This window comes from Brevibacterium sp. 1718 (genome assembly GCF_051131255.1).
Taxonomy (GTDB): domain Bacteria; phylum Actinomycetota; class Actinomycetes; order Actinomycetales; family Brevibacteriaceae; genus Brevibacterium; species Brevibacterium sediminis.
The window spans coordinates 4,041,463-4,055,033 of record NZ_CP186550.1; the positions used below are offsets into that span (position 1 = coordinate 4,041,463).

General features: G+C 64.7%; 17 protein-coding genes. 11 read left to right on the plus strand and 6 right to left on the minus strand.

Annotation, left to right across the window (positions count from 1 at the left end):
• Positions 1-23: 23 nt before the first annotated feature.
• The 3 genes from ACOZ9V_RS18135 (at position 24) to ACOZ9V_RS18145 (ending at position 1,492) form a co-directional block, all read left to right on the plus strand.
• Positions 24-593, plus strand: coding sequence for a cysteine hydrolase family protein (locus tag ACOZ9V_RS18135; protein WP_434592349.1), 570 nt, complete (start codon positions 24-26; stop codon positions 591-593).
• Positions 583-1,002, plus strand: a complete 420-nt coding sequence (locus tag ACOZ9V_RS18140) for a rhodanese-like domain-containing protein (protein WP_139467489.1) — start codon at positions 583-585, stop codon at positions 1,000-1,002. Before ACOZ9V_RS18135 ends, ACOZ9V_RS18140 begins: the two co-directional genes overlap by 11 nt.
• Positions 1,003-1,069: 67 nt before the next feature.
• On the plus strand, positions 1,070-1,492 hold the full coding sequence (locus tag ACOZ9V_RS18145) for an OsmC family protein (RefSeq protein ID WP_101547144.1): 423 nt from the start codon (positions 1,070-1,072) through the stop codon (positions 1,490-1,492).
• Positions 1,493-1,556: 64 nt separating this feature from the next.
• On the opposite strand, the gene ACOZ9V_RS18150 is transcribed toward ACOZ9V_RS18145, so the two are convergent.
• From ACOZ9V_RS18150 to ACOZ9V_RS18160, 3 genes are all read right to left on the minus strand, one after another.
• Positions 1,557-2,417 (minus strand): PPK2 family polyphosphate kinase, encoded by an 861-nt coding sequence (locus tag ACOZ9V_RS18150; RefSeq protein WP_181271913.1) that lies wholly within the window; start codon positions 2,415-2,417, stop codon positions 1,557-1,559.
• Between the two features lie 45 nt (positions 2,418-2,462).
• Positions 2,463-3,293 (minus strand): hypothetical protein, encoded by an 831-nt coding sequence (locus tag ACOZ9V_RS18155; RefSeq protein WP_181271912.1) that lies wholly within the window; start codon positions 3,291-3,293, stop codon positions 2,463-2,465.
• Between the two features lie 94 nt (positions 3,294-3,387).
• On the minus strand, positions 3,388-4,080 hold the full coding sequence (locus ACOZ9V_RS18160) for a trimeric intracellular cation channel family protein (protein WP_229664148.1): 693 nt from the start codon (positions 4,078-4,080) through the stop codon (positions 3,388-3,390).
• Between the two features lie 136 nt (positions 4,081-4,216).
• On the opposite strand from ACOZ9V_RS18160, the gene ACOZ9V_RS18165 reads away from it, so the two are divergent.
• Positions 4,217-5,089: an alpha/beta fold hydrolase gene (locus tag ACOZ9V_RS18165; protein WP_181271911.1), complete on the plus strand. Its 873-nt coding sequence runs from the start codon at positions 4,217-4,219 to the stop codon at positions 5,087-5,089.
• A gap of 68 nt (positions 5,090-5,157) precedes the next feature.
• Here the strand turns inward: ACOZ9V_RS18165 and ACOZ9V_RS18170 are convergent, their stop codons facing one another.
• Positions 5,158-5,661, minus strand: a complete 504-nt coding sequence (locus ACOZ9V_RS18170; protein WP_052240173.1) for an OsmC family protein — start codon at positions 5,659-5,661, stop codon at positions 5,158-5,160.
• Between the two features lie 108 nt (positions 5,662-5,769).
• Between ACOZ9V_RS18170 and ACOZ9V_RS18175 the strand changes: the two genes are divergently transcribed.
• The 4 genes from ACOZ9V_RS18175 (at position 5,770) to ACOZ9V_RS18190 (ending at position 9,847) form a co-directional block, all read left to right on the plus strand.
• A complete protein-coding gene (locus tag ACOZ9V_RS18175) occupies positions 5,770-7,347 on the plus strand; it encodes a molybdopterin-dependent oxidoreductase (protein ID WP_434592354.1) in 1,578 nt (525 codons plus the stop codon).
• Between the two features lie 155 nt (positions 7,348-7,502).
• Positions 7,503-8,195, plus strand: a complete 693-nt coding sequence (locus tag ACOZ9V_RS18180; protein ID WP_139467495.1) for a fasciclin domain-containing protein — start codon at positions 7,503-7,505, stop codon at positions 8,193-8,195.
• Between the two features lie 228 nt (positions 8,196-8,423).
• Complete coding sequence (locus ACOZ9V_RS18185) at positions 8,424-8,999, plus strand: sigma-70 family RNA polymerase sigma factor (protein ID WP_139467496.1); 576 nt, start codon at positions 8,424-8,426, stop codon at positions 8,997-8,999.
• Positions 8,996-9,847, plus strand: a complete 852-nt coding sequence (locus tag ACOZ9V_RS18190; RefSeq protein ID WP_181271910.1) for an anti-sigma factor — start codon at positions 8,996-8,998, stop codon at positions 9,845-9,847. Before ACOZ9V_RS18185 ends, ACOZ9V_RS18190 begins: the two co-directional genes overlap by 4 nt.
• 39 nt (positions 9,848-9,886) lie before the next feature.
• Here the strand turns inward: ACOZ9V_RS18190 and ACOZ9V_RS18195 are convergent, their stop codons facing one another.
• Entirely contained in the window at positions 9,887-10,192 is a 306-nt protein-coding gene (locus ACOZ9V_RS18195) for an ArsR/SmtB family transcription factor (RefSeq protein ID WP_181271926.1), read from the minus strand.
• Between the two features lie 125 nt (positions 10,193-10,317).
• Here ACOZ9V_RS18195 and ACOZ9V_RS18200 point away from each other — a divergent pair, with 125 nt between their 5' ends.
• Complete coding sequence (locus ACOZ9V_RS18200; protein WP_229664145.1) at positions 10,318-11,598, plus strand: MFS transporter; 1,281 nt, start codon at positions 10,318-10,320, stop codon at positions 11,596-11,598.
• Between the two features lie 103 nt (positions 11,599-11,701).
• Positions 11,702-12,289: a class I SAM-dependent methyltransferase gene (locus tag ACOZ9V_RS18205; RefSeq protein WP_181271908.1), complete on the plus strand. Its 588-nt coding sequence runs from the start codon at positions 11,702-11,704 to the stop codon at positions 12,287-12,289.
• Here ACOZ9V_RS18205 and ACOZ9V_RS18210 read toward each other — a convergent pair whose 3' ends face one another.
• Positions 12,290-13,018 (minus strand): hypothetical protein, encoded by a 729-nt coding sequence (locus tag ACOZ9V_RS18210; RefSeq protein WP_181271907.1) that lies wholly within the window; start codon positions 13,016-13,018, stop codon positions 12,290-12,292.
• A gap of 119 nt (positions 13,019-13,137) precedes the next feature.
• Here ACOZ9V_RS18210 and ACOZ9V_RS18215 point away from each other — a divergent pair, with 119 nt between their 5' ends.
• The gene (locus tag ACOZ9V_RS18215; RefSeq protein WP_181271906.1) at positions 13,138-13,566 is read left to right on the plus strand and encodes a hypothetical protein; all 429 of its coding nucleotides are present in this window, start codon (positions 13,138-13,140) and stop codon (positions 13,564-13,566) included.
• Positions 13,567-13,571 lie beyond the last annotated feature (5 nt).

Consider the following 13,571-nt stretch of genomic DNA (forward strand, 5'->3'; position numbering starts at 1 on the left):
GATCCTTGATCAAGGAGGATCACATGTCCACAGCTCAGCCGCCGACGTCCACCCGCCCGAACTCTGCCCTTGTCGTCATCGACGTCCAAAACGGCGTCATGCAAGCCAGTTGGAACTCCGAATCGGTCATTTCCACGATCTCCCATCTCGTCGACCGTGCCCGGAACACCGGCACTGAGGTGGTCTGGGTCCGGCACAGCTCCGGTGAGCTGCCGATCGATTCCCCGCAATGGCAGATCGTCGACACGCTCTCCCCCGCTGAGGGCGAAGCGATCATCGAGAAGACCCACGGCAATACATTCGAGGGCACGGACTTCGAGGAGGTGCTCGCCGGAAAGAACGTCGGCCACCTCATCGTCACCGGTGCCCAATCTGATGCCTGCGTGCGCTCGACCATCCACGGCGGATTCGCCCGCGGCTACGACGTCACGCTGGTCTCCGACGCCCACACCACCGAGGATCTCACCGAATGGGGTGCTCCCCCACCGGAGCAGGTGGTCTCACACACGAACCTCTATTGGGGATTCGAATCGGGTCCGGGTCGCACCGCGAAGGTCGAGGAAGCCGACAAGGTCGACTTCGGTGCTCGCTGACGGTGTCGCCCGACCCGGCTCGTTGGCACTGCTCGATCGCGCCCGCGCCGAGATCGACCGGCTGACTCCACACGCCGCCTTCATCGAGCAGCAGCAAGGGGCGATTATCGTCGATGTCCGCACCGAGGTCCACCGCGAGTCTGCTCCGTCGATCCCCGGATCCCTCGCCATCGACCTGACCGTGCTGCCGTGGCGTCTCGACCCCGGCTTCGATTGGCGCATCCCCGAGGCCGATCGAACCGATCGGCGGTGGATCCTCATCTGCCGCCACGGTTATTCCTCATCGCTGGCCGCGTGGAACCTGCGACAGATGGGTCTGACGAGCACTGCCGATGTCATCGGCGGCTTTGAGGCGTGGCAGGCAGCGCATCTGCCGACGACCGATGAGGCTCCCGACCGCCGACCGTAACCATGGGCTCACCCGCCCGCCGACCGTGACCACAACGGCGGCCTCCGAAACCTGGCATCATGGCCCCATGAGTGAAGACATCCGCAGCATCGAACTGACCCGCATCGCCGAAAACCACTACCGCGCCACCGCCCCGAGCGGAGCAAGCATCGAATTCGGCCGCGGCGAAGGCCTCATGACCCCCGTCGAACTGCTGCTGGCCGCCGTTGCCGGCTGCTCGTCGATCGACGTCGACACCGTCACCAGCCGTCACACCGAACCCACGAAGTTCGACGTCTCCGCGACCGCGGACAAGATCGACGAAGACGGAGCCTCTCGTGTGGACAACGTCCACCTCGACTTCGACCTCGCGTTCCCCGACGACGAGGAGGGCCGAAAGGCCGATGCCCGCATCGAACGCCTCGTCGGGCTCTCCCATGACAAGTACTGCACTGTCTCCCGCACCGTCGAACACCCCACGAAGGTCGACTTCAGCATCCGTCGCGACTGACGTCGCGATTCGTCACGGCAGATCCTTCGCCGAGGCGGACCGCCGTTCCGTACGGACGTGACCCTCAGCTTTCGGCGAGCCGCTTCTTCTCGACCTCGACGTCGAAATCGGCGGCCGGCCACTGCGGGTCGATGTCGACCAGGGCATCGAGCAGCAGCCGCTGCACGGCCAGCCGGGCGTACCATTTCCGGTTCGCGGGCACGACGAACCACGGGGTCGCCTCGGTGGAGGTGCGGTCGAAAACGGCCTGATAGGCGTCCATGTAATCCGGCCACAGGAGTCGTTCGTCGACGTCACCCGGGTTGTACTTCCAGTACTTGTCCGGCCGTTCGAGGCGTTCGGCCAGACGCTCTTTCTGCTCGTCCGGAGAGATGTGGAGCATGACCTTGACGATCCGCACTCCCGCCGCGATCAGTTCAGCTTCGAAGTCGTTGATGGCGGTGTAGCGGCGCTCGATCTCGGTCTCGTCGGCGAGTTCACGAACGCGGCCGATGAGCACATCCTCGTAGTGTGAGCGGTCGAAGACTCCGATCATGCCGGGCCCGGGCACGCGCGGTCGGATGCGCCAAAGGAAGTCGTGGGCGAGTTCCTCTTCAGTCGGTTTCTTGAAGGCGGCGAGCTCGACACCCTGCGGATCGACGGCTCCGACGACGTGGCGGACGATTCCGCCTTTGCCCGCCGTGTCCATGGCTTGCAGGACGAGGAGGACGGCGGGACCGGAGTCCTCGTCGTGGTGGGCGGCGAAGAGGCGCTCCTGCAGGTCGTTGAGCTCAGCAGACAGCGCTTCGAGATCTTTCTTCCCGCTCTTCTTGTCCCCGTCGTAGCCGGGGGTGGATTCGGGATCGACCTCGCCGAGGCGGAATCCCTCCCCAGCGCGCAGTAGTGGTGCAGGATCGGTCGTCCAGTTGCTCGTCGGCTCACTCATGCGTTCATCTTTCCAGGTGGGAAGGGCCGCGTCTATACCGACAACTCACCGCCGAGGCGGCTGCTGAGGTCCGTCGATACCCGGCAGCGGATTCTCATTCGTCAGTCCGCGCCGACGCCTGTCCGCAAGGTACCCCTGGTAGGCCGCATCGCGTTCGCTCGCAGTCATCTGCGGCTTCGGCTTGTCAATGACATTGCGCAGAGCCGCGAGCGCCGTCAGCACCGCCAGACCGGACAGCGCCACGGCCACCCAGATCATCATGACAAGCAGGCTCGGCGGGTTCTCAAAGACCTGCACACCGGCGAAGAAGATGAGGAAGGCAAATCCGAGATACGGTAACAGCAGCCACAGCGCGACTTTGTAGCCGCCGATCATCATCGGCATCATCATGCACGTGCTCCACGCCATGCCGCCGATGAAGAAGAGCAGAACGAGGAAGAAGCTCGCCGGATCGGCATTGAGTTCCGCGGCAACCGTTCCGGGAACGGCCCGCACGCCGAGAAAGAACGGCCAGACCAGCGCCACCAGGGAGACGATCACTGCGGAGGCGACCACGCCGAGGAGAATCAGCGGAATGAGACCCTCACGCCGGAACCCGTCATCCGGTCGTTTGTGCTCCATGAACAGGAACGGGAAGAAGAAGGCGAGGCCTGCGGCACAGATTCCCATCCACATCGCATCCGCTTCGATGATGTCGAAGTTGTTGCTGACCATCAGCCCCGTCGAGGCGAGCCAGATGAAGAAGGTGAAGAAAAGCGCACCGAAGAGGGTGAAGCCGAGGACGCGCAGAAAGTCGCGTGTCCACGTCGGGACCGGTTCCTCCTCGTGCAGCGGAAGCGGCCCCGGTGGCGGTGGTCCGGGCGGTGTCTCACTCATGATTTCATCGTCGCACACCCACAGGCGCCCCATACAGGCAGCGATGTGTCAGCCTCGACACCGCTGATTTCGACGAAGCGAGACACCGACGCCCTCAGTCCGGTTTCCGGAAAACCGACGGCAGCTTCTTCTTCACGCGTTGACCGGTGTCCCGGTACGACCATTGCCGCATCGGCTGCGGCACACGCCACTGCAGCTTCCAGGCGAGCATGCGGAAGCCGAAGGCGGCAGCCGCGATGATGAGTGAGGCGATGGCACCCAACAGTCCGGTCACCTCGGCGATGATCGTCAGCCCCGAACCGAACAGGGCGGGGATGAGGTAGAGGTCGGTGCCGCGGAAGATCGCCGGATCCTCACTGGCCACGGCATCGCGCATGAGTCCGCCGCCGCACGCGGTCAGCGCACCCATGAGCAGCGCCGCCGGATAGTTCGTCCCTGCGGCGAGCGCGATCGTCGTGCCGGTGACGCTGAAGAGGCCGAGGCCCATCGCGTCGAAGGCGACGATCCATATCCGTGCCCGGGAGATGTGGGAGCCGATGATGTAGATGAGCAGGGTCGCAATCACCGGCGGGGCGAGGTAGATCGGTTGGCCGATGGCGTTGGGCACCCGGTCGAGGAGCACATCGCGGATCATGCCTCCGCCGATGCCCGTCATCGTGCCCAGCACCAACCCGCCGGTGATGTCGAAATTGCGTCGCGCGGCCAGCAGCACTCCGGAGACTGCGAATACGAAAGTGCCGGTGAGGTCGAGGGCGAGGAACAGGAACTCCTGCAAGTTCACCTCCACCTCGGCTCCTCTCGTCGCTCCGTGCCCGGCCCGGTGCCGAGCGTCCTACCAGCCACTGTAATCCGCTTCGACATCCAGTGAGCCATTTGTCTGGTGTTCCGTTCCCCATCGCCGAGGCGGCCGCTAGGCTGAGGAGATGACGCAGCCGACGCTCATCCTCGTCCACGGCGCTTTCGCCACTTCCTTCTCTTTCGCCCCTCTGCAGGCCGAACTCGCCTTCCACGGAGTGCGCTCGGCTGCGGTCGACCTGCCGGGTCACGGTTTCGCCGCCACCTTCCCGCTCGGGTATCAGGCGCCTCAGGATCTCGCCCGGTTCACCTCGGAGCCGGGATCGATCAGAGGTGTGACCGTCGACGACAATGTCCGGGCTCTCGCCGAGGCGGCCGCCCGCGCCAAGGAGCACGGACCGGTGGTCATCGTCGCCCACAGCCGCGGCGGGGCCACGCTGACAGCCTTGGCGAATGCGCATCCGGAGCTCATCGACCACATGGTCTATGTCTCCGCATGGGCACCGGTGGACCTCCCGGCCGCCGAATACAATGCCGAACCCGAAATGAAGACCGTCGACAATGCGGCTCTCGCCCGGGCCCTGGCCGGTGATCCCGGGCAGCTGGGTCTGCTGCGCTGCAATTTCCGCCAGGCGGACCCGGTGGTCCTCGACGGCCTGAAAGCACTCTTCTGCGCCGACGTCAGCGATGACGAGTTCCGCATTTTCTTGGGCTCACTGCAGCCGGATGAGAACCTCGACGCGGGAGGCCCCGAACACCGGGCGCAGGCGGGCACGTGGGGGACGATTCCGCGTACGTTCGTCCGCCTCGGCGAGGATCGGAGCGTGCCGACCGCGATGCAGGATCGCCTCATCCGCGAAGGTGATGCGCTCACCCCGGACAATCCCTACCGGGTGCGCACGCTGGCGTCGTCCCACGTGGGATGGCTGATCCGCCCCGCCGAGGCGGCCGTGCAGTTGGCGCAGATCGCCGCCGACTTTGCCGCGGAGTCCGACAGGTAAAGCGCAGGCGCCGACGGAAGAGGCCCCGACCGTGACAGTCGGGGCCTCTCGTTCTCTGCTCAGCCGATTCAACTGAGCTGGAAGTTGTCCGGGTTCTTGTACGGTTCGATTTCGACGACCGGGGTGCCCTTGCCCATAAGCAGTTTGGAGATGGGGCAGCGAGCGTGGGCGCGGGCAGCGTACTTCTCGGCGTCGGTGTCCGAGACCCCTTCGATGGAGATGAACGCCTTCGGAGCGAAGTAGAAGCCGTTGCCGGAGGGTTCGTTGTGCAGCTCGACCTCGACGCGCACGCGTGAGAGCGCCTCGATCTCATTGACCGCGAGGACGACCTTGAGCGTCTCGCCGAGGCAGGTCGACCAGGCCATGGCGAGGAACTGTTCCGGGTTGTTGCCCTCTTCGACCCGTGAGGTCGGGGCGGTGGACAGGGTCTGGCCGTCTTCGACGCGCACCTCGCCCGAGGTGCCGCCGAGGTTCTCGACCTTCGCGGTGTAGATCGGGGCACTCGGGCTCTTCGGCTCATCCGCGTCTCCGGTCGGAGCCTGCGGCTGGGCGTATCCGGGTTTCTCAGTCATTGCACCATGCTACGACAGGCACGCAACAAGGTCACTGGCGTTTCAGTGAATGGTCAGTAACAAAACCCGCAGACCCATCCGCCGTCCCGGCGGCTCCGAATGATCACTATGAATCGGAAAACCCGTGCAACCCACCGTTTCCGCGGCGTCGTGGCAGGCATCGTCGCCACAGTCATGATGTTCGGTCTCGCAGACCTCATCGCGCGTGCCTTCACCCCGAGCGCCGCACCCCTGCTCACCCTCGGTCAGGCGATCATCCCACTTGCTCCCCCGGCGGCGATCAAACCCGTCATCGCCCTGTTCGGCGACAACGACAAACTCGTCCTCGTCCTCTCCACCGGCCTCGGTGCGATCGTCCTCGCCGGTCTCATCGGAGCCCTGGCGGTTTCCCGCCGGCGTCTGGCCACGACGCTGCTGGTCGTCGCCGGGCTCGTCCCCGTCATCGTCATCGTCCTGCGCCCCGAAGCGGGTGCCATCGATGTCATTCCCACGCTGATCGGCATCGCCGTGGGCATCACGGTCTTCCTGCTTCTGCTGCGCTTCGGGGTACCGACTTCCACCGCCGAGGCGACCGACAGTCCCGATGTCGCGCGCGGTTCTCGAACCTCGGAGCCCTTGAGCCGCCGCCGTTTCTTCGGCCTCGCCGGTGCCGTCGGCACCATCGGGGCCGTCACCATCGCCGCCGGCCAGACCCTCGTCTCCCTCACACAGGAAGCCGGAGCAGCGGTGGCCAAGCTGGTGCTGCCCAACCCCGCGAAGAAGGCGGCCGCGATCCCCGCCGCCGCGAGCACCGACCTCGACGGCACGGTCCCCTTCGTCACCGAAGCGAAGGACTTCTACCGCATCGACACGGTGCTCTCACCACCGGTCATCGACCCGGAACAGTGGTCCCTGCGCATCCACGGCATGGTCGAAGAGGAGGTGACCCTGACGATGGACGACGTCCTCGACCTGCCGCTGGAAGAACACCACATCACGCTCACCTGCGTGTCCAATCCCGTCGGCGGGGACCTCGTCGGCAACGCGACCTGGCTCGGATATCCCGTGCGTGATCTCCTCGCCCGAGCACGCCCGAACTCGCAAGCCGATATGGTCCTCTCCCACTCCTTCGATGGATTCACCGCCTCGACCCCGATCGGTGCACTGACCGATGACCGCGCCGCCCTCCTGGCGGTGGGAATGAACGGCGAACCGCTCACCCCGATCCACGGCTTCCCCGCCCGCCTCGTCGTTCCCGGGCTCTACGGCTTCGTTTCCGCGACGAAATGGGTGACCGAACTCGAGGTCACCCGCTTCGATGAGAAGACCGCCTACTGGACCGACCGCGGGTGGGATGCCAAGGCCCCCATCCTCGTCGCTTCGCGCATCGAGGTCCCCAAGCCGCTGGCCAAGGTCCCTGCTGGGGACATCCGAGTCGGCGGCACCGCCTGGGCGCAGCGTGCAGGGATCGACCGCGTCGAGGTCAAGCTCGACGACGGCGAATGGACGCAGGCGGATCTGGCCGAGGAGGTCACGATCGACACCTGGCGACAGTGGCGGACCGAATTCGCCGAGGTGGCCGCGGGGTCACATACCCTCACCGTGCGTGCCACGGACAAGGACGGCACAGTGCAGACAGCGAAACGTCGGGATTCGATCCCGAACTCGGCCACCGGGCACCACCACATCCAATTCCGCGTCGAATGAGCCCGCAGCCGCCTCGGCGAAGAGATTCTCAAGATTTCTTCCCCATCCACCCATCCGAACCGAGCACCGCGCCGAATACCCAGTACACAGCGAGCAATGGAGATCACTTCACAGCTGTGCGCGAATACGCATCACTGTTGATTAGGAGAAGAACAATGAAGACACTGCTTCGCACACGCACCGCCACCATCCTCTCGGCCGGCGCCATCGGTCTGTTGGCTCTGAGCGGCTGCGGAATGGATTCTGGTTCCGGCGGGGAGGAGTCCGGTTCGGAATCGGGCAGCTCCGAATCTCAGCCCGCTGACTCGGGCGAGTCCGAGATGCCAGACGAGTCCGGCGACTCCTCCATGGCCGATTCTGACCTCGTCGGCAAGGGCTGCTCGGCTTACGCCGAGGCGAACCCGGACGGGGCCGGTTCTGTCGAGGGCATGGGCCAGGATCCGGTGGCCACTGCCGCCTCGAACAACCCGATGCTCACGACCCTGACCAAGGCTGTCTCGGGCAAGCTCAACCCCGATGTCGACCTCGTCGACACCCTCAACGGCGACGAGTTCACGGTCATCGCCCCGGTCGACGACGCCTTCGCCGATGTGCCCAAGGACGACCTCGACGCCCTGGCCAAGGACTCGGACCAGCTGACGAAGGTGCTGACCTACCACGTGATCCCCGGACAGCTCTCCCCCGATGAGATCGCCGGTGAACACGAGACCGTCGAAGGTTCGAAGGTGAAGATCTCCGGTGAGGGCGAGGACATGAAGTTCGACGATGCCGGACTGGTCTGCGGCGGAGTCAAGACCGCCAACGCCACGGTCTACATGGTCGACGCCGTGATGATGCCCAAGAAGTGACCGGAGAGTCCACAGCGAGAGAACACCACGATGCAGTGGCCGGGAACCGATCAGCAGCAACAGGATCGGCTCCCGGCCGCTTTCGGTTCCTCGCCGGTTCGTGCGGCTTCAGGCGAACGTCGACTGACCGTCTCTGCTGCACACGCTCCCACCACTGCGCCCACCCCGCTCGACTCGCTCACCTGGGAAAGGTGTGATCGGTTTCTGCATGCATGGCATGATTGGGCAATGAGTTCTGATCACCAGCCGGCGGATTCCGCCGATCCCGGCGGTGCCCTGCTGATCCGCATCGCCGAGGGCGACCGGTCCGCATTCGAAGAACTGTTCACCACTCACTCCCGCATCCTCATGGCCGTCATCCTGCGAATCGTCAAGAGCCGAACACTGGCCGAGGAGGTCCTCCAGGACTGCTTCACCGAGGTGTGGACCCGGTGTTCGGGCTTCGACCCGGGGCGCGGCAGCGGACGGGCATGGCTGATCACCCTGTGCCGCAGGCGAGCCATCGACTGTGTGCGCAGCGTCCAGGCTCAACAGGACAGAGACTATGCGGACGGGCTCCGCACCACCGCCGAAGCAGGCGACCAGGTGGAGCAGACCGTCATCGCCCGTGCAGAATCGGACCGGACCGTCTCGGCTCTGCGGATCCTCCCGGATGAGCAGGCCGAACCGATCGTCATGGCCTTCTACCAAGGCATGACCCACACCCAGATCTCTGAGAATCTCCAGGTGCCCCTGGGTACCATCAAGTCACGGATCAGGGACGGAATGAAGAAGCTGCGAGAAGAGTTGGAGGCAAGCCGATGAGCGCAGATCGTGACTATCTGGCTGCCGGGCTGGCCCTCGGCGGGCTCAGCGACTCAGAACTCACCGAGGCTCAGGCGCTGGCCGATGCCGACGCCGACTTCCGGGCCGAAGTCGCCGCCTATGCCGACGTGATGGCCGACGCGGCCGAATCCGATGAACCGGTCGAGGTCAGCTCGGCGACTCAAGAGGCAATTCTGTCGATCCCCGAGAACTACCCCCAGGAGTCGGCACCGGAGACCTCACCCGCTGTCGAGCCTGAGACTTCGTCGGTCGCTGCGGAGGCCTCCGCCGATGAGCCGGCCGCTCCGGCATCGCTCGCCGACCATCGGGAGGCACGCCGGTCCGATGCCCGCGCAGAGGGCGCCGGCGAGTCACAGCCTCGCCGCAGTTCCTGGCTGCCCTGGGCGGCAGCTGCGGCGGCGATCGTCGTCGCCGCAGGACTCGGCGCCACCGTCTGGCAGCAGAATCAGCGACAGAATTCCTTGGAAGAGGACTTGGCGGCGACTCAGCAGCAGCTCGATGACTCCGCTCGTCTCATGGAGGCCAGTGACCTGAAGACGAGCACCGCAGACATGCCGGAGGGCGGCTCCGTCACCGTGCTCTCCTCCGAGAGCGAGCAGCTCATCCGTCTCAGTCCGAAAGACATCGGGCGGCCACCGGCCGGAAAGTCGATGCAGATGTGGGTCATCGGTGCCGACGGTCCGGAAAGCGCCGGTCTGATGTCGGACGATCCGGTGACCATTGCGGGCGAGACGTTCGCCTCGGGCAGCGTCTTCGGCATCACCGTCGAGCCCGAGGGAGGCTCGAAGCAGCCGACCACGGATCCGATTGTCGCCATCGACCTCTAGACTTCGTCAGCCAGTCGCTGGGAACCTGGGGAGAGACGCTCAGAATTCGCGCTCGTCTCCGATGAGTGCAAGCAGACCCGGGAAACGTGCATCGAGATCGCGTCTTCGCAGAGTCACCCCACTGCGGTTGCCTCGATCGACTTGATGCACCAACCCGGCTTCGCGAAGCACCTTGAAGTGATGACTGCGCGTGGACTTGGACACATCCAGGCCGAAACTCGTGCACGACCGTTCGTCTTCCTCCGCATCGTTCACCAAGTCTCGAACGACCTTTCGCCGATGCGGGTCCGCCAGCGCGGACAGCACCGCACCAAGTTCGATCTCGTCCGGTTCCACACATTCCATCACCAGAATCGGCCTCCTCAGAAATGATCAAGGTTCGACTTGCATCGTACCTCATCGCCGTGTCAGGCTTATCAGGTTCGCAATTGCTCGAACCTCCGTCTGCCATCGAATACGAGGAGTTTTCTGTGCCGCGACCAAGGCTTCTGCTGCTCGCAATCCTGCTCGCCCAATTCGTGATCCCGTTGTCCATCTCCGGAACTGCCGTCGCACTACCCTCAATTGCCGACGACCTGGGCTCGAATCCGGCACCGCTGCAATGGGTCGTCAACGGATTCAATGTGTCATTCGCGATCTGCACGATCGTGTGGGGCGCCTGCTCCGACCGGATCGGCTATACGCGCTCGTTTCGCATCGGCATCGTCGTCGCCGCTGCCGGTGGCGCGGTCAGCATGCTGTCGTCGAGCATCATCGTTCTGGATATCGGCCGCACCATTGCCGGCATCGGTTCGGCCGCCGTACTCACCGGCGCCGCCCCGATACTGAGTCATCTCTTCACAGGGAAGGCCAGAGCTCAGGCCTTCGCATTGTTCGGCACGATCAACGGACTTGGGCTCGCCGCCGGTCCGGCATTATCGGGGCTGCTTCTTGCCGTTTACGACTGGCAGGGCATCTTCGCCGGTCACACAATTGTCTTGGCCCTCGCTCTGCTCGGCTCCGCACGTCTTCCGCAGCTGGGAAGAAGCGCAACCTCGCTCCGCGAGATGCTCGACTTCTCTGCACTGAAGTCGCCACAGTTCCTCGCAATGACGCTCGTACCAATTGCGGGGGCAGTCGGCTTCGTCACCTTCTTGACCTATCTCCCCAGTGCGCTGGGAGCAACGCACGGGCTTCCGGCAGGAGCCACCGGAACCCTGATGCTGGTGATGACCATCCCTGTGCTGCTCTCACCGCTCCTTGTTCACCGGATCATGTCGCGCACAAGCATCTCGCCGACTCTCATTGTCGGCGCCTCATTCCTCTGCCTGCTTGCCGGGGGAATCGGTGTGCTTCTTCTGCTCCGTCCAGACATGCCAGTTGCCGTCAGTGTCGCTCCTATGGTCCTGCTCGGCCTGGGGTTCGGCCTTCCGCTCGGATTCGTCGATGCCGAAGCCCTCGCCGCAGTTCCTGCCGATCGGTCCGGTGCCGCATCAGGAGTCCTCAACTTGTTCCGCATCGGTTCCGAAGCGGTTTTCGTTGCCGCCTACGCGGCGGTGCTCACTGCTGTCGTCACTCGCGCGTTGCCCGGCCCATCCGGACAATTGATCGCCGCCGGCGGAACCGGGCACCCGTGGATCTACCACGACGGTCTCGTCGTTGCCGCGCTGACGATGATCAGCCTTGTCCTGATCCTGGGGATCGCGTTCACGGTTCTCACCAGAGCCGCCCACAACGCCGCCTACTCAGTGGCGACCGATGCCGTGCCATGATCTGTGCGCTCGGCAACTGATCGCTCCCCGGCGGTCTTCCGCCGCCTCGTTGATGCTGGTAGCGTCGGGACACCGACTCACACCGGGCGGCGAAGGAGCTGTTATGTCCGATTTCGAGTGGGATCCGGAGACCTATCTGGCGCTCATGGCCGAGGAGATCCCCGACTACCCGCGTCTGCAGACGGAAGTGGCGGCTGCGGCAGCGACAGGAGCGCCGACGTCGATCCTCGATCTGGGCATCGGCAGCGGGCTGACCGCACAGCGCGTTCTCGAAGCCCTGCCGGAGGCGAAACTGCTGGGCGTCGACGCGAGTTCCGAGATGCTCGCCGCCGCCGAGGCGACCCTCGACCCCGAACGCACCCGACTGCAGTCGGGTCGCCTGGAAGAACCGCTGCCGGACGGGCCCTTCGATCTGGTCATGTCCATGCTCGCCGTCCACCACCTCGACGGCCCCGGCAAGGCCGACCTCTTCGCCCGCATCGCATCGGTGCTCGAGACAGGCGGGAGGTTCGTCCTCGGTGATCTCGTCGTACCCGCCGACCCAGCGGACGTCGTCACGCCGATCGACTGGATCGACGACACCCCCAGTTCGCTCGATGAGCAGCTGACCTGGCTCGCCGAGGCAGGACTGACCACCCATATGCACTGGCAGCACCGGGATCTGGCCGTCGTCGTCGCTCAGAAGGACTGATCAGTTTTCGCCAGAGCCTTCGCCCCATTGCCTTCTCGCGGCGTCGAGATCCACACGAGTGCCCGGCACCTCACGGAACGACCCTCGGATGAGTCCTCTCAGCGCCTCGGCGTAGATCCCTCGCGCCGAAGTCTCATCGCGGCCGGAGACGATGCGACCGATGGAGCTGCGGGCAAGCAGGAGCACCGCCTCGGCGATGGATCGGGTTCCACTTTCAGGAATCGGGACGAGTCCCCAGACGGCGGCGACCGTCTCATAGATCCGAGCGATTCGCTCGATGTCCTCGGATTCGATCTTCGCCAGAAGCGTACCGACCTCGGAGGTGGGATCGTCGGCAGCGATCGCCTGGAAACGGACGAACGCACGCCACCGGTCTGATTCGAGGAGGATGTCGAGCTCTTCGTCCGCGGCCGAGCAGAGAAACTCAGCTGCGGCCTCGAGACGACCGGGAGTCGAACTCTCCGCGGCCCGCGCAAGCTCGAGCGCACGATCGGCGTTGAGGGTGGCCATCGCGTGCCCGCTCACGCACTGCTCGAGCGCAAAAGCGCCGAACGCCTCCTTGCCCCTCCAGATGCGATAGGCCGAGGCCCGAGAGACCTGCGCTGATTCGAGGATCACCTCCATCGGGATCTCGGGGCGCACCCCCACGCCATGTTCGGCGACGTAGTCGATGATCGCCTCGGATACACGGATGCGCGTATCAGCCTCACTCCGATGCGTGCGTGCCATCGCCCTCCTTCGATGAATCGACGAACCATCAACCCTTGACTTGATACATTATGTCTAAATAGAGTGACGAGTGCAATTGAGACACAATGTATCAACCAAATTCAGAACAGGACCGAACAATGAAGGCCATCCGCATTGCCGCATTCGCAGGCGGGACCGCCGCCGTCGCCGCGATCATCACGACCATTGCCAGCGCGGACCAGATCTCACACCTGCTCACCTCCGCGTACTCATACCCGAACCCATCCGGAACCAGCCTCGGCGAAGCGGCCTCATCGACGCTGACCTACCTGTTCGCGACCGCCGGGGTGGCAGTCCTCGCCTCTCTCATCAGCTTCTCGGATACCGTGTCCCAGTCTCGCGCTGGGCGATGGACCGGGGGCGTGCTGATCGCCGTCGGATTCGCAGTGGCGATCTTCAACGCCGCACAGCCGGAGTTCCCACCCGCCGTGAAGCTCGTCTTCTTCCTTCCGCCTGTCGTGGGAGCACTATGGCTCGGCCTGGCGACACGGAGACGCGCCGAGCCCCGAACGAGCCGAGCATTGTGACCCCC